We start from the raw sequence: 15,704 nt of genomic DNA, 5'->3' as shown, positions 1-15,704 counted from the left end.
GATCATCCACGATCCACGCGCGTCCCGGGTAGTTACGCAGTCACGTATCGAAGAACCCGCCGTCACCAGGCGGGCTCACCAAGGAAGGTGCAATGAATTTCCAAATCGCGGCCCTGCTGGGACAGGACGGCATCACCAACGGCGCCATCTATGCGCTGCTGGCGTTGTCCATCGTGCTGGTGTTTACGGTCACCCGCATCCTGCTGATTCCCCAGGGCGAATTCGTCTCTTTCGGCGCGTTGACCATGGGCATGATGCAAAACGGCCAGCCGCTGACGGTGGCCTGGCTGCTGGTGGCGCTGTGCCTGGCCGCTGCCGCCTGCGACGTGTTCGACATGTGGCGCAGCGGACGTCGCCGCATCAGCCTGTGGTTGCCCGCCAAGCTGCTCTACGCGGCGCTGGTCACCTGGGCCGCACTGGCCCTGCCGTGGGTCAGCATGCCCATGCTGCTGCAGGTCGCCATGACGCTGTTGCTGCTGGTGCCGATGGGCCCGCTGCTGTATCGCATCGTGTTCCAGCCGATCGCCAGCGCCTCGCCGCTGGTGTTGCTGATCGTCTCCATCGCGGCCCACGTGGCGCTGGTCGGCGTGGCCCTGCTGGTGTTCGGTCCCGAAGGCGCGCGCACCGCGCCCTTCACCGAAGCGTCACTGGAGGTGGGTTCGCTGCGCCTGAGCAGCCAGGCATTGTGGGTCATCTGCGTGTCGCTGCTGCTGATCGTCGGCCTGTTCGTGATGTTCGAGCGCACGCTGTACGGCAAGGCCTTGCGCGCCGCTGCGCTCAATCGCATGGGTGCGCGGCTGATGGGTATCTCGCCCGTGTTTGCCGGCAAGGCCATGTTCTTCCTGGCGTCGTTGATCGGGGTGGTGTCGGGGGTGCTGATCGCGCCGCTCACCACCATCTATTACGACTCGGGTTTCCTGATCAGCCTGAAGGGTTTCGTCGGGTCCATCATCGGCGGCCTGGTCAGCTATCCGGCCGCTGCCATTGGCGCCGTCGCCATCGGCCTGATCGAATCGTTCTCCACCTTCTGGGCCAGCGCCTACAAGGAAATCATCGTGTTTGTCCTGATCATCCCGATCCTGCTGTGGCGCTCGCTGTCGAGCCGTCACGTGGAGGATGAAGAATGAAGCATCCATTCTCTTCCCGCGCCGTATTGGCAGCGTTTGCGCTATTGCTGCTGGTGGCGCCCTTCGTGCTGCCGCCGTTCTACATGACCCTGCTCAACAACATCGGCCTGGCGTCGCTGGTGGTGCTGGGCCTGGTGCTGCTGACCGGGGTGGCGGGCCTGACCAGTTTCGGCCAGGCCGCGTTCGTCGGCGTCGGCGCCTATGTCTCGGCGGCCTTCTCGGCCTCCGTACTGCCGTTGCCCGATGCCCTGGCCTGGATGCATACGCCCTGGGCGGCATTGGTGATGGCGCTGGTGGTCACGGCGGTGCTGGCGCTGCTGGTGGGCATGGTCACGCTCAAGCTGTCGGGCCATTACCTGCCGCTGGGCACGATTGCCTGGGGTATCAGCATGTACTTCATCTTCGGCACTCTGGACAGCATGGGTGGCCAGACCGGCATGTCGGGCATTCCGTCCATCTCGCTGTTCGGTGTGTTGCTGTCGTCCGACCGTGCCATGTACGGGTTGATCTGGGTGGCAGTGATTGCGACCGTCGCCGGCCTCAACAACCTGCTCGACTCGCGCGAGGGGCGCGCCATTCGCGCACTCAAGGGGGGCATGGTGATGGCCGAGGCGATGGGCATCGACACGGCCCGCTCGCGCATCGTGATCTTCGTTATCGCGGCGGTGCTGGCAGCGTTGTCGGGCTGGCTCTATGTGCACATGCAGCGCTTCGTCAATCCATCGCCATTCGGCCTGGGCTTCGGGATCGACTACCTGTTCATGGCGGTGCTGGGCGGTGCGGCGCACGTGTGGGGCGCGGTGCTGGGTTCGGCCGTGATCGTGGTGCTCAAGGAATGGTTGCAGGGATTGCTGCCGGTGATTCTCGGGCGTTCCGGCAATTTCGAAACCATCGTCTTCGGCCTGCTGATCGTGGTCTTGCTGCAGCGTTCGCGCGATGGCATCTGGCCTTATCTGGCCAAGCTGGTGCCGGTGCGCGGCAAGCGCCTGAAGCTGGACCCGAATGCCGAACCGCTGGCGCGCCGCGAGATGCCTAATCCGGCCGAGGTGGTGCTGGATGTGCGCAACGTTACGCGGCGTTTCGGCGGCCTGGTGGCCAACAATGACATGAGCCTGAAGGTACTGGCCGGTGAAGTGCTGGCCCTGATCGGCCCCAACGGCGCCGGCAAGTCGACGCTGTTCAATCAGGTCTCGGGCGTCGATACGCCGACCTCGGGCAGCGTCCAGTTTCGCGGTCATGACGTCACCGGTCGTGGCTCGCGTCATATCGCCGGACTGGGCATGAGCCGCAGCTTCCAGCATGTGCGCCTGATGTCGCGCATGACGGTGCTGGAGAATGTCGCCATCGGCGCTCACCTGCGCGGCAAGCGCGGCGTGCTGTCGTCGGTGTTGCGCCTGGACCGCAAGGAAGAAGCCCGCATCCTGGCCGAAGCGGCGCGCCAGATCGAACGGGTCGGCTTGAAGGACCAGATGTTCGAGATGGCCGGCGCCCTGTCGCTGGGCCAGCAACGCATTCTCGAGATCGCCCGGGCGCTGGCGGCCGACCCCTGCCTGCTGCTGCTCGATGAACCGGCCGCCGGCCTGCGGCTGGGCGAGAAGCAGGCGCTGGGCGACCTGCTGCGCAAGTTGCGTGGTGAAGGCATGGCGATCCTGCTGGTGGAGCACGACATGGACTTCGTCATGGAACTGGTCGATCGCATCGTGGTGATGGACTTCGGCCAGAAGATCGCCGAAGGCTTGCCGGAAGAAATCCAGAACAACCAGGCGGTGCTGGAAGCCTATCTCGGCGTGGCCGACGAAGAGCCGCAGCAGGTCCCCGCAATGGCAGGAGCGCAGCATGGCCAATAAGGTATTGGAAGTTCGTGACCTGGCCGCAGGTTACGGCCGGGTGCAGGTGCTTTCGGGCATTAACGTCAGCGTCGAGCAGGGCAAGATCGTGACCGTGATCGGTCCCAACGGGGCCGGCAAGACCACCCTGCTGTCGGCCATCATGGGGGTGGTGCCGTCACGCGGCGCGATGGCCTTCGACGGCACCATTCGCAGCTCGCCCGAAGTCGAGGAGATGGTGGCTGCCGGCATGACGCTGGTGCCCGAGAAGCGCGAGCTGTTTTCGGAAATGAACATCGAGGACAACCTGATGCTGGGCGCTTTCCAGCGTTACCGCACCGGCTTGCGCGACCATGGCCAGACACTCGAAGAGGTCTATACGCTGTTTCCGCGATTGCGCGAACGACGCAGCCAGCAAGCCGGTACGCTGTCGGGCGGCGAACGCCAGATGCTGGCGGTGGGACGGGCGCTGATGGCCAAGCCCAAGCTGCTGATGCTGGACGAACCGAGCCTGGGCCTGGCGCCGCTGATCGTGCGCGAGATCTTTCGCATCATCGCCGAACTGCGCCGGCGCGGCGTATCGATCCTGCTGGTCGAACAGAATGCGCGGGCCGCCCTGCAGGTGGCCGATTACGGCTACGTGCTGGAGAACGGCGAAGTCAAGATGCACGGCCCGGCCAGCCAGTTGGCGCACGATCCACGCGTGATCGAAGCCTATCTGGGCCTGTCGGGAAAACACCAGGACAAACTGGCTGGTTGACACTATGAGCACTCCATACCCCACCACAGCCGCAGCAGCGCTGCGCATCTGCATCGCCGGGGCCGGCGCCATTGGCGGCACGCTGGCAGTACGGCTGGCTGCGGCCGGCCACCAGGTCAGCGTGCTGGCGCGCGGCAAGACGCTGGACGTGATTCGTGACAAGGGCCTGACCCTGCATGATCTCCACGGCGTCACGCACGCCCGTCCGGCAGCCAGCGACCGGCCCGAGTTTGGCGTCCAGGATGTGATCCTGGTCTGCGCCAAGAGTCAGGACATGGCCGGCTTGCTGCCGCAACTGGCGCCATTGATCGGCCCGCAGACGGTCGTGATCCCGACCAACAACGGCGTGCCCTGGTGGTATTTCCACCGGGAGGGCGGGCGCTTCGACGGCAATGCCGTGCAGGCGGTCGACCCTGATGGCGTGCTGGCGCAGGCGGTACCGCTGACGCAGTTGATCGGCAGCGTGCTGTTCATCACGGCCGAGGTGATCGAGCCCGGCGTGATCAAGTCGGTCAATCCGCACCTGATCGTATTGGGCGAGCCATCGGGCGAGATGAGCGAGCGCCTGTTGCGGGTACGGGCCGCCATCGAGGCCGCCGGTATCGAAGCGCGCGCCACCGATCGCATTCGCGACAAGCTGTGGACCAAGATCATCGCCAACCTCAGTACCAATCCGCTGTCGGTGATCACCGAAGGCACGCTGGAGCAACTTTACGGTCGTCCCGAACTGCGTGAAGTGGTGAACCAGATCATGCGCGAGACCTTGCTGGTAGCGTCGAGCTATGGCGCCCGGGTAGAGATCGATCCGCTGACCTTCGTGCAACTGGGCGAGGCGATGGGCTCGTTCCGCACCTCGATGCTGCAGGACCTCGACCGCGGCCGGCCGCTGGAACTGGCCGCCATTGGCGATGCGGTGCTGGAGCTGGCCGAACGATTCTCGGTGCCGATGCCGATCACGCGGGCGGTCGTTTCGCTGGCGCGCTTTCGGGGCATCACGGCGCAGAACAACAATCTTAGTCTTTCGGGAGCACAACGATGAGCATCATGCAATTCAGCTACGGCGCCGAGCAACCGGCCCATTGCAGCGACGAGGAGTGGGCGGTCCGCGTCCAGCTGGCCCACTGTTACCGGCTGGTGGATTACCTGGGCTGGACCGAAATGATCTTCAACCATATCTCGGCCCGCGTGCCAGGCGCTGAAAACCACTATCTGGTCAATCCGTTCGCGCTCAACTACAACGAGGTGACGCCCGCCAACCTGCTCAAGGTGGGGCTGGACGGCAATCTGGTCGAGCCGTCGGACTACAAGGCCAACCCGGCCGGGTTTGCGCTGCATAGCGCCATCCACGGCGCGCGGGATGACCTGCATTGCGTGATCCACACGCACACCACCCCGATCTCGGCGGTGACGATGAAGAAGTCAGGCTTCGAGCACAACGACTTCTATGGCGCCCAGTTGTATGGGCGCATCGGATATCACGAATTCGAAGGCATCACGCTGTTCGCCGAGGAAAAGGAGCGCATGCTGCAGAGCCTCGGCCAGAAGCACATCCTGGTGCTGCGCAACCACGGCGTGGCGGTGTGCGAGCGCGACATCCAGCGCACTTTCTTCTTGTTGTGGACGGTGCAACGCGCCGCCGAAATCCAGTCGGCCGGGCGTGCCATGGGCGGGGAAGATGTTCAACTCGCCGACGAAGTGCGGCAGAAGTGCGCCGACCTGACGCAGCAACTGATCCGCAACGACGGTTTTGCGGTGATCTTCTTCGAGGCGATCGTCAGGAAGATGTTGAAGGCGCAGAAGCTGGTGTGATCGTTCTTGGTCTATGCAGCATATCCGGTGGTTGAGAATGACCTCCTTGATCGCCTGTGGATGTGCGCGGGTGACGGTAGGCTGCCGGCAGTGTCCAATTGACAGATTCATGCTTCCTGCCACGTTACTCAGTCCAGATTTTTGAAGGAGTTTCATCGGTATCATCCTAAAAATCACTGCAGCCATGTTTTTCAATGCGATCAATCAAATCAGTTAGTTTCTCCTTTCTCAAAATATCTGCACGCAATACAGAGACTTCTGCATTGCGCTTACGCAGATGGGGCATTTCCTGGGTGAACAAGAACCTTGAAGAGTGCCAGAGGCCGCAAGCTGCGTAGGCCTTGCCTTCGGGCGTAGCGGAGGGCGAGCGAACAATTGCGGTGAACGCGGCAGCGGCATTTGCAGAAGTCTGTACGCTTCGGTACAGGTATTCTTCAGCGCTGATATGGCTGACAAAGCCAACGTAACCCAGCGCAAACGTGTTTACCCGGGCGAGTTCGTCGGCAGGCGTGTTTAGATTGTTCGCCAGACAGTTCAGGCGGGAAAATAGAAGAAACGCGCCAACGATGGCGCGCAATGTCTTTCGCGACGAAATAGGGGGGATTTGCATGGGGTGAAGTCTCCCTCAATGCAACGATGACCTCCGAATTTCAAGTCGACATTCGGAGGTCATCAATAAATCTTCTGCTTGTCGGTTCACGTGGTCGTTGCGAACATCTACCGCTGCATCCCCCAGCGCTTCACCGTCACCCGCTCCAGCGTGTTGAACACCAGGTTCTCGACCAGCAGCCCGATCAGGATCACCATCACCAGTCCGGCGAAAACCTTGTCGGTGTAGAGCTCGTTGCGGTTCTGGAAGATGTACCAGCCCAGGCCGCCTTTGCCGCTGGTGGCGCCGAACACCAGTTCGGCCGCGATCAGGGTGCGCCAGGCGAAGGCCCAGCCGATGCGAAGTCCTGCCAGGATCGACGGCAGCGCCGCCGGCACCAGCACCTGCAGCACGAACGACAGGCCGCGCAGGCCGTAGTTGCGCCCGGCCATGCGCAAGGTGTCGGACACCCCCAGGAAACCGGCGTAGGTGTTGACCGCCAGCGCCCACAGCACCGAATGCACCAGCACGAAGATCAGGCTGCCCTGCCCCAGCCCGAACCACAGCAAGGCGATCGGCAACAGCGCGATGGCTGGCAAGGGGTTGAACATCGACGTCAGCGTACTGAGCAGGTCGCGTCCGAACTGGGTCGATACGGCCAGCGTGGTCAGCACGAAGGCCGCGCCGATGCCCAGCAGATAAGCCTTCAGCAGTACCTGCAGCGACAGCCAGGTCTTGTTGAACAATTCGCCCGTGACCAGGCCATCGAAGAAGGCGCTGGCGGTTTGGCCGAAGGTGGGCAAGAGCAGGTCGTTGTCCTGCCAGCGGCCAAAACCCTCCCACAGCAGCGCCAGCAAGACCAGGATCAGCGTCTTGCGCACCCAGGCTTGTTGCCAGATGCGTTGCGCCAGCGAAAGCCGGCGTTCGAGTGCCACGCCGGGCAGCGGCGCCAGCGGCAGTTCATATTCGTCCCGCACGGGGGGCGTCAGGCTCATGGTGTCACCTTGGATGGGCGCGGCGGCTTAGTACGAAAAACGCACGTCGCTGAAATTGATGGGGCGCGCCGCTTCGGCCGGCGCCTGGCCTTCGTCGAACAGCAGGCGGTGAATGCGCTGCGCGGTCTGCTGGAAGCCGACCCCGCCCAGGCTGGACAGGTCGTACTGGTGACTGTTGATCTCGGCCCGCACCCGGCCCGGGTGCGGCGACAGCAGCAGGATGCGGTTGCCCACCACCAGCGCTTCCTCGATCGAGTGGGTCACGAACAAAAGCGTAAAGCGCACCTCTTCCCACAGGATCAATAATTCTTCCTGCATCTTGCGCCGGGTGAGGGCGTCGAGCGCGGCGAAGGGCTCGTCCATCAGCAGCATCTTCGGTTGCATGGCCAGCGCCCGGGCGATCGCCACGCGCGCCTTCATGCCGCCCGACAGCGTATGCGGATAGGCGTCGGCAAAGCGCGACAGGCCGACCTTGTCCAGGTAATGGCGGGCGCGCTCGGTGGCTTCACGGCGGCCCAGCGTGCGCGAGGCCAGCAGCGGAAACATGACGTTGGCTAAGACCGTCTTCCAGGGCGGCAGCTGGTCGAACTCCTGGAACACCACGATGCGATCAGGACCCGGTTGCTCGATCAGCTTGCCGTCCAGCCTGATCTCGCCCTGCGCCGGCGGCAGGAAGCCGGCCACCGACTTGAGCAGGCTGGACTTGCCACAGCCGGACGGCCCCAGCAGCACGAAGCGGTCGGCCGGATAGACGTCGAAGCTGACATCGTGCGTGGCCTGCACTACCGATTGCGCGGTGCGGTATTGCAGGCCGACCTGGCCTACCTGCAACAGCGGACGGGACGACGATTCAACTGCCGGGTTGGGCATACGCTTCCTCGAAGAAGTAATCTTTCCACGATGTGGCGCGGTTCTTCAGCACGCCGATTTCATAGAGCTTCTCGGCATACACGAAGCTGCGCTCGGGCGACACCGTGAAATTGATTTCGGGATCCTCGACGATCTTGCGCACGAACTCCGGCGACAACTTGGACTTCTGCACGCGGATGAATGTGTCGGCCGCGCGGGCCTTGTTGTTGCGGATGAACTCGGCCGCCTCCACCAGGGCGTTATAGAACGCACGATAGGTCTTGGGATTTTCGTCGTGGAATTTCTGCGTGCCGTACAGGAAGTTGAAGGTCGCCGGGCCGCCCAGGATGTCGTAGGAGCTGATCACCTTGTGCACGTTCTTGTTCTCCAGCGCCTGGTACTGGAACGGCGGGCTCGAGAAGTGGGCATTGATCTCGGAGCCGCCCGAGATCAACGCGGCCGTGGCATCCGGGTGCGACAGGCTGACCGTGATGCTGTCGAAGCGCTTGTAGTCATCCTTGCCATACAACTTGGCCGTCTCGATCTGCAAGGTCCGCGACTGGTAGCCGACAGCGGCGGCCGGCACGGCGATGCGGTCCTTGTCGCTCAGGTCCTTGACCGTCCTGACCTTGGGATTGTTCGACAGCAGATAGTTGGGCATCGAGCCCAGCGAGGCGATCGCCTTGACGTTCTGGCGCCCGCGGGTGCGATCCCACAGCACCAGCGCCGGCGGCGCGCCGGCCGACACCACGTCCAGCGCGCCGGCCAGCAAGGCCTCGTTCATGCCGGTGGCGCCTGACAGGCTGGTCCATTCGACCTTGATGTCGATGCCTTCCTTCTTGCCCTGCTTCTCGATCAGTTTCTGGTCTTGCACCACGTCCAGGATCAGATAGCCGATGCCAAATTGCTGGGCGATGCGGATCTGGCCTTCGGCGTGCGCCGCGCCGGCCAGGGTGAGCGCGGTAACACCGGCCAGCAGCGCTGGAATGAGTTGTCGGACCAACGGCATGTCAGCTACCTCCCTGGATGTGGCTGTCGTCGAAGAAGTAATCCTTCACCGAGGCCGGCTTGTTCTTGATGGCACCCACGCGATGCATGAATTCGGCCAGCGGATAAGTGTTCTGCGGGCCGATCTTGAACTGCACCTCAGGGTTCTTGATGATCTGCAGCAGCAGCTTGCGGTCGGTATTGCCCTTGTTGACCTTCAGGTAGATGTCGGCCGCCTTCTCGGGGTTGGCGGCGATGAATCTGGCCGCTTCATCCAGCGCGCCGACGAAGGCGCCGTAGGTCTTCGGGTTGTCCTTGCGGAATTTCTCGGTGGCGTACAACACCGTGGCCGACGATGGGCCGCCCAGCACCTGGTACGAATTCAGCACGATGTGCGCCTTCGGGTTGCCGGCCAGTTCCTGCTCCTGGAACGGCGGGTTGCCGAAGTGCCCGGTGATTTCGGTGCCGCCGCTGATGATGGCGGCGGTGGCGTCAGGGTGTGGCACGGCCACGCTGATCTTGTCGAGTTTGTTGAATTGCGCATCGCCCCACAGCTTGGCCGAGGCAAACTGCAGCACTCGCGACTGTACCGAGACCCCAACGGCTGGCACGGCGATGCGGTCTTTCTCGGTGAAGTCTGCGATGGTCTTTACATTCGGGTTGTTGCTCACCAGGTAGTACGGGAAGTTACCCAGCGACGCCACGCCGCGCACGTTCTGGCGGCCATAGGTACGGTCCCAGATGGTCAGCAGCGGCCCCACCCCGGCGCCGGCGATATCGACCGAACCCGACAGCAGCGCATCGTTCACCGCCGAGCCCCCCGACAGCTTGAGCCAGTCGACCTTGATGTCGACCCCGGCGGCCTTGCCGTGCTTCTCGATCAGTTGCTGGTCTTGCGCTACATTGAGCAACAGGTAGACGATGCCGAACTGCTCGGCAATACGCAACTGGCCTTCGGCATGGGCCGCCATGGGCGTGGCCAGCAGCGACAATGCCAGGCCAGCGCTGGCCGAACCTGCGATGAGCCTGGATACGAGGCGCCGGAGACGTCCCGGCGTGGGGCGAACTGTAGTCATAGTCAACCTGTCGATGTCGTTTGGAAACCGGCGCTGCTGCCGGAGGGGAGATTGGCTTTGAAGCGTTGCACGAGCGCCATCGGCGACCGCGGAACGCTCCTTAGAACCTAATTATTCGAAAAGCCCGGTTCTTTATTCCGAAGGAGTATATAAAGGGCGCTCTCGAAAGAAAAATTCGATTACTGCATATCGATATTCGGCGCCGGTATGTCGATCCGGCATGTCAGCCGGGTTGGCTTGTCAAGTTTGGGGGGCACTACAGAGGCGCGGGCGCAACGCAGGTCGTGGCAAGCGCGGCATTTTGATCGCAGCCCGGGTAGAGTGCGATAAAGTACGCGTCCTGCCCGCATGGACACCGCGCCACCCTTTCCCGAGCATGCCTGGCGCATCCAGCGGCGATAATTTCAAGATGTAAAAGGGAGTTTGATGAGTTCATCTCACACCAATCCGGATCTTTCCTTGCGTTCACGCAAACTGCATTTGATTACCCTGGCCGCTCTGGGCGTGGTGTTCGGCGACATCGGCACCAGTCCGCTGTATGCGCTCAAGGAATGCTTCAGTCCCGAACACGGCATTGCCTTTTCGCCCGATGCGGTGCTGGGCATCATTTCGATGCTGTTCTGGGCCATTACCGTCGTGGTGACGGTGAAGTATGTGTCGTATGTGCTGCGCGCCGACAACAACGGCGAAGGCGGGGTGCTGGCATTGATGGCGCTGTCGCTGCGCTCGGCCGTTTCCGGTTCGCCCCGGGCCAAGCTGCTGATGATGCTGGGCGTGTTCGGCGCCTGCATGTTCTACGGCGATGTGGTCATCACGCCGGCCATCTCGGTGCTGTCGGCGGTAGAAGGCCTCGAGATCGCGGCGCCCCAGACGGCGCGGGTGGTGATCCCCCTGACCATCGGCATCGTGGTGGTGCTGTTCCTGATCCAGCGCCACGGCACCAGCGTGGTCGGGCGCTTCTTCGGGCCGGTGATGATGCTGTGGTTCTTCTCGCTGGCCGCGCTGGGGGTGTACAACATCGTCAAGGCGCCGGAAGTGCTGGTGGCGATCAATCCCTACTACGCCTTCAATTTCATGGCCGAGCACTCGTTGCAGGCCTTCATCGTGCTGGGTTCGGTAGTGCTGGTGCTGACCGGCGCCGAGGCGTTGTACGCCGACATGGGGCACTTCGGCATCAAGCCGATCCGCTATGCCTGGCTGTACACGGTGATGCCGGCCTTGCTGATCAATTACTTCGGCCAGGGCGCCAACCTGATCGCCAACCCCAGCGCGATCAAGAATCCGTTCTACCTGATGGTGCCCGATCCGCTGGTGTTGCCGATGGTGTTGCTGGCGACCTGCGCCACGGTGATCGCCTCGCAGGCCGTGATCTCGGGGGCGTTCTCGCTGACCAGCCAGGCCATCCTGCTGGGTTTCGTGCCGCGCATGCGTATTTTGCATACGTCGGAAGACGAACAGGGCCAGATCTATATTCCGCTGGTGAACTGGATGCTGCTGGTGCTGGTCGTGGCGGTGGTGCTGGCGTTCAAGCGTTCGGACAACCTGGCCGCAGCCTATGGCGTGGCGGTGACCACCACCATGGTCATCACCACCATCCTGCTGGGGGTGGTGATGCGGCACATCTGGAAATGGCGCTTGCCGGCCGTGGTGCTCACCATCTCCTGCCTGCTCATCGTCGACCTCGCCTTCTTTGCCGCCAACCTGCTGAAGCTGACCGAAGGCGGCTGGTTCCCGTTGGTCATCGGCGGCATCGCCTTCTTCCTGCTGATGACCTGGTATTCGGGCCGCATGTTGCTGCGCATGCGCATCAAGGATGACGGTATTCCGCTGGAGCCCTTCGTCGAGGGCCTGCTGGCGCACCCGCCGCATCGGGTGGGCGGCACAGCCGTTTTCATGACCGGCAATATCAATACGGTGCCGGTGGCGCTGTTGCATAACCTGAAGCACAACCGGATCCTGCATGAACGGGTGTTCTTCCTCAAGATCAGTATCTGGGACGTGCCCTACGTGGCCGACAGCGAGCGCCTGACCATGAAGGACCTGGGCGGCAATGTCTACCTGCTGCGCGCCTCGTTCGGCTTCAAGGAAACGCCAGAGGTCAACAAGGTCATGGCGCTGACCGAACAGCAGTTCGGGCATCACTTCGACCTGATGGATACCTCGTTCTTCCTGGCGCGCGACACGGTGGTGCCGAGCAAGCTGCTGGGCATGTCGCTGTGGCGCGAGCGCCTGTTTGCGTGGATGTACCAGAACGGCGCCAAGCCGTCGGACTTCTTCAATATCCCGGCCAACCGGGTGGTCGAACTGGGTACCAAGGTCGAGATCTGACCGGCCTGGGCAGCTAATGCAAAACGGCGATGAGCAATCATCGCCGTTTTGCATTGCGCCAGTGATATCGGCGCGATCAGTGCAGCCCCAGCACCACCGCACCGGCGGCGATGACCAGGCAAGACAGCAGGCGGCGCGCGGTGAGCTTCTCGCCCAGGAAGATCCAGCCGATCAATGCGGCAAACAGCACCGAAGTTTCGCGCAGCGCAGACACCAGGCCCATCGGCGCGAGCGTGACGGCCCAGATCACGATGGCATAGGCCAGCAGCGACATGACGCCACCGAAAAGGCTGATCCAGGTGTCGCGTTGCCCCAGCACGATGGGCCAGCGACGGTGATGGTAAAGGTAGATCATCGTCAGCGGAATGCTGTCGAGCACGAACAGCCAGCCGGCATAGGCGATGGCGTCGCCGGCCAGGCGGGCGCCGATGCCGTCGGTGACGGTATAGGCGGCGATGAAGGCGCCGGTGATGAACGCGGCCAGCGGCGCCTGCCCTCCTCCCTTGCGCAGCGCGCCCAGGTTGGCCAGGCTGATGATGCCGGTCGAGACCAGCGCGATGCCCAGCACCGTGTGCCAGCCCAGCGCTTCACCGGCGAACAGCGCCGCGCCTAGCGCGACCAGCAGCGGCGACGAGCCGCGGGCGATGGGGTAGGACTGGCCGAAGTCGCCGATGCGATAGGCGCGCACCAGGAACAGGTTGTAGCCGGTGTGCAGGATGGCCGACAGGATGATGCACCACCAGCTGGCTGCCGCCGGCAGCGGGCGCATCAACACCAGCGGGATCGCGCCCACGCCGGCGCCGATGGTCATCAGCGAGAGCGAGGCGAGGCGGTCGCCACGGCTTTTGAGCAGCGCGTTCCAGGACGCGTGCAGCAGCGCCGCCACCAAGACCAGGCCGATCACGGCAAGCGTCATGCTGGCTCTCCCAGGGCCAGGCGGCAGCGCCACAATGCATGGCCCGACGCCAGGTACTTGCGCTCGAAAGGCGTGATCGGCGCATCGGTGACGAAGGCCTCGGCCGCCACCGGCCGCCCGCTGACCTGTTGCAGCGCCTGGGCGAACTCTTCGATGTAGATCTGCCAGTTGCTGCGGCACTCGATATTGCCGCCCAGCGCGACGATGGCGGGAAATACCGCATGCCCATGCCAGCGGCGCGCCAGCTGGCCGATCTTGGGCCAGGGATTGGGATACAGCAGATAGTGCTGCGCCGGGCGCACGCCGGCTTGCAGCGCCAGGCGCCAGTAGTCGACCAGATCGGCGCGCACGAAGCACAGGTTTTCCGGTTGCGGGCCGCTCCACAGCGTCTGGCGCGCCAGGCGGTCGGCCGACTGGTCGATGCCGATGACGAAGTGATCGGGATGGCGCGCCGCCAGGTGCAGGGTCGACAATCCCACCCCGCAGCCGGTATCGAGGATCAATGGCGCGTTGCCCGTCGCTTGCCACGCAGCCATGCTGTCGTCGAAGCTGCGCCGGTTGTAGTCGGTGATGGGTTTCCTGAACGGATGGGCGACGTGCCGCGCGACCAGTTCGGTGAGGGCGTCGTGCACGCCGTTCTGGGCGCTGCTGATGGGAGTGGAATTCACGGGGGCTGTACCAGGCCTGGCGACGGCAAAGGCGTCATCTTAAATGAGGATGCCGCTGTCGGCACGCGGGGCCGATACCGGGCGACCAAAAAAAAGCCGCGCTGGAGAGCGCGGCCTGGTTGCCCGGGGGCTGGTGCATCAATGCAGCGTCATCGGATGACGCATCATGACGTCGTAGCGGCTGAGGAAGTCATCGATATCCTCGATAGTCGGCTCGCTGGCGATCAGCTCCTGCACATCCTTGCGGAACAGTTCGGCGGCCGGGCCATCGATGTAGATCTCGCGCTGACCCGACTTGTCCATGATCTCGTAGCCACCGAAGCGCAGGGCTTCATGGTCGGAATCGACACCGAATTCGACGACGCTGTAGTCTTCACTGTTGTAGATCAGATTCATAGTGCCTCCTTGGCTGGAATGCTGCTTCGAAAAGGAAGTGGCGCCTTTACCCCTGATTTTCAAGAGCCAGAGCACTGGCCCCCGAACCCTGCAACTACTTCTTGCTGCGTTCCGCCGTGCAAGCCACGCGACGATTGCGTGGCCCCTGCTTCTTTTACGGCGTAAAGCCCTGAAACTTTGGTTCTTTTTACGCTACTTCAGCTGGCTGGCCGTAAAAAAGTAGATATGCCGCAACCGGCGAAGTTCACATCACCGCTGTTGCCCTACAGGAAATCCCCGGCGGCGGGCGACCTCGACCGGCAGCCTTACCGTAAAACTACGGTAGGCAAGCCGTCAAAAATTCTCTTCTCCGTCGTCTTGTCATTGAGCATGCTCGTAAAGCGAGGTAAACAAAATCAGGAAAAATCTGACTTCGAAAAGCGACATGCGCGAATTGCCGGCCTCAAACGAAAAGAGACCGCACAGCGGTCTCTTTGGTCGTCATGACGCCAGCACTTAGTGGTTCTTGCGCGAAAGCTTGCCAGGCTCTACACCCAGCTGCTTGAGCTTGCGATAGAGGTGGGTACGTTCCAGGCCGGTGCGTTCGGCGACCCGCGTCATGCTGCCGTTTTCGCGCACCAGGTGGTACTCGAAATAAGCCCGTTCGAAGGCGTCGCGCGCTTCGCGCAGTGGCAGGTCGAACGAGATGTTGGCGGCGTTGTCGGCCACCGGCGCATAAGTCGAATTGGTCGCGATGCCGTGATGCAGGTTGTCGCTGCCCAGTGCCGGCGCATAGCCTGAAATGGGCGTGACTGCATGATCGGGCGTGTGATGCAGTTCGCCGGCGTTGCTGGCCACTGACGCCACCGCAGCGGGGCGGTAGCTGGCCGGGCGCGCTGGTTCGCGGCTGTGCGAAAGGCCCTGCTGCACGGCCTTGAGCAGCTTTTGCAGCGCAATCGGTTTTTCGAGAAAGTTGAGTGCGCCGATGCGGGTGGCCTCGACGGCGGTATCGATCGTGGCATGGCCCGACATCATGATGACCGGCATGGTCAACAGGCCATCGCGCTGCCATTCCTTGAGCAGGGTCACGCCGTCGGTATCGGGCATCCAGATATCGAGCAGGACGAGGTCGGGCACGCTGGCCTGGCGCAATTCGCGCGCTTGCTGCGCGTTTTCGGCGGTAGCCACGACATGCCCTTCATCACCCAGGATTTCAGAGAGCAATTCGCGGATACCCATTTCGTCATCGACGACCAGGATGTTAGCCATGTGTTGCTTTCCTCGTTGCTAGTTCGTTGTCCAAGTTTTCGATTTTTATACCAGGAGTTCGGTCGCCGTCGCAGCTGGGGGACTGTCCGGTCTGACGATGCATCCCGGTGGCGACACTTGCATCTTGAGT

At 62.8% G+C, this 15,704-nt stretch carries 15 protein-coding genes; 6 read left to right on the top strand and 9 right to left on the bottom strand.

All coding sequences use genetic code 11. From position 1 onward, the window contains the following. The first annotated feature begins 92 nt into the window (after window positions 1-92). The 5 genes from LBW87_RS16965 to LBW87_RS16945 are packed head-to-tail and all read left to right on the top strand — an operon-like array spanning window position 93 to window position 5,522. Window positions 93-1,127, top strand: coding sequence for a branched-chain amino acid ABC transporter permease (locus LBW87_RS16965; protein ID WP_225202645.1), 1,035 nt, complete (start codon window positions 93-95; stop codon window positions 1,125-1,127). Further along, on the top strand, window positions 1,124-2,974 hold the full coding sequence (locus tag LBW87_RS16960) for an ABC transporter permease subunit (protein ID WP_225202644.1): 1,851 nt from the start codon (window positions 1,124-1,126) through the stop codon (window positions 2,972-2,974). Before LBW87_RS16965 ends, LBW87_RS16960 begins: the two co-directional genes overlap by 4 nt. Then, window positions 2,964-3,713 (top strand): ABC transporter ATP-binding protein, encoded by a 750-nt coding sequence (locus tag LBW87_RS16955; RefSeq protein ID WP_225202643.1) that lies wholly within the window; start codon window positions 2,964-2,966, stop codon window positions 3,711-3,713. The genes LBW87_RS16960 and LBW87_RS16955 overlap by 11 nt, the downstream gene beginning before the upstream one ends. A gap of 4 nt (window positions 3,714-3,717) precedes the next feature. Next, window positions 3,718-4,752 carry a ketopantoate reductase family protein gene (locus LBW87_RS16950; protein WP_225202642.1) on the top strand — a complete coding sequence of 345 codons (1,035 nt, stop codon included), beginning with the start codon at window positions 3,718-3,720 and terminating at the stop codon, window positions 4,750-4,752. Next, a complete protein-coding gene (locus LBW87_RS16945; RefSeq protein WP_225202641.1) occupies window positions 4,749-5,522 on the top strand; it encodes a class II aldolase/adducin family protein in 774 nt (257 codons plus the stop codon). Before LBW87_RS16950 ends, LBW87_RS16945 begins: the two co-directional genes overlap by 4 nt. A gap of 166 nt (window positions 5,523-5,688) precedes the next feature. Here the strand turns inward: LBW87_RS16945 and mchS3 are convergent, their stop codons facing one another. From mchS3 to LBW87_RS16920, 5 genes are all read right to left on the bottom strand, one after another. Continuing rightward, window positions 5,689-6,132, bottom strand: a complete 444-nt coding sequence (mchS3, locus tag LBW87_RS16940) for an MchS3 family protein (RefSeq protein WP_225202640.1) — start codon at window positions 6,130-6,132, stop codon at window positions 5,689-5,691. Between the two features lie 107 nt (window positions 6,133-6,239). Next, a complete protein-coding gene (locus LBW87_RS16935; RefSeq protein WP_225202639.1) occupies window positions 6,240-7,106 on the bottom strand; it encodes an ABC transporter permease in 867 nt (288 codons plus the stop codon). Between the two features lie 27 nt (window positions 7,107-7,133). Continuing rightward, window positions 7,134-7,976, bottom strand: a complete 843-nt coding sequence (locus tag LBW87_RS16930; protein WP_225202638.1) for an ABC transporter ATP-binding protein — start codon at window positions 7,974-7,976, stop codon at window positions 7,134-7,136. Then, window positions 7,957-8,964, bottom strand: coding sequence for an ABC transporter substrate-binding protein (locus LBW87_RS16925; protein WP_225202637.1), 1,008 nt, complete (start codon window positions 8,962-8,964; stop codon window positions 7,957-7,959). Before LBW87_RS16925 ends, LBW87_RS16930 begins: the two co-directional genes overlap by 20 nt. Window position 8,965: 1 nt before the next feature. Continuing rightward, the gene (locus LBW87_RS16920) at window positions 8,966-10,018 is read right to left on the bottom strand and encodes an ABC transporter substrate-binding protein (RefSeq protein WP_225202636.1); all 1,053 of its coding nucleotides are present in this window, start codon (window positions 10,016-10,018) and stop codon (window positions 8,966-8,968) included. A 426-nt stretch (window positions 10,019-10,444) separates the two neighbouring features. On the opposite strand from LBW87_RS16920, the gene LBW87_RS16915 reads away from it, so the two are divergent. After that, entirely contained in the window at window positions 10,445-12,346 is a 1,902-nt protein-coding gene (locus tag LBW87_RS16915; protein WP_225202635.1) for a potassium transporter Kup, read from the top strand. Between the two features lie 76 nt (window positions 12,347-12,422). On the opposite strand, the gene LBW87_RS16910 is transcribed toward LBW87_RS16915, so the two are convergent. From LBW87_RS16910 to LBW87_RS16895, 4 genes are all read right to left on the bottom strand, one after another. Beyond that, the gene (locus LBW87_RS16910; protein WP_225202634.1) at window positions 12,423-13,262 is read right to left on the bottom strand and encodes a DMT family transporter; all 840 of its coding nucleotides are present in this window, start codon (window positions 13,260-13,262) and stop codon (window positions 12,423-12,425) included. Beyond that, window positions 13,259-13,930, bottom strand: coding sequence for a tRNA (guanine(46)-N(7))-methyltransferase TrmB (gene trmB / locus LBW87_RS16905; RefSeq protein WP_225202633.1), 672 nt, complete (start codon window positions 13,928-13,930; stop codon window positions 13,259-13,261). Before trmB ends, LBW87_RS16910 begins: the two co-directional genes overlap by 4 nt. Before the next feature lie 138 nt (window positions 13,931-14,068). Beyond that, window positions 14,069-14,326 (bottom strand): DUF3567 domain-containing protein, encoded by a 258-nt coding sequence (locus LBW87_RS16900; RefSeq protein ID WP_008117739.1) that lies wholly within the window; start codon window positions 14,324-14,326, stop codon window positions 14,069-14,071. 495 nt (window positions 14,327-14,821) lie between these two features. Next, window positions 14,822-15,574, bottom strand: a complete 753-nt coding sequence (locus tag LBW87_RS16895; protein WP_225202632.1) for a response regulator — start codon at window positions 15,572-15,574, stop codon at window positions 14,822-14,824. Between the last annotated feature and the right edge of the window lie 130 nt (window positions 15,575-15,704).

Origin of the sequence: Herbaspirillum sp. alder98, from assembly GCF_020179755.1 — a bacterium.
In the GTDB taxonomy this organism is placed as follows: domain Bacteria; phylum Pseudomonadota; class Gammaproteobacteria; order Burkholderiales; family Burkholderiaceae_D; genus Herbaspirillum.
Note: the sequence above shows the minus strand (reverse complement) of the source record. Positions and strands in the feature narration are given on the sequence as shown.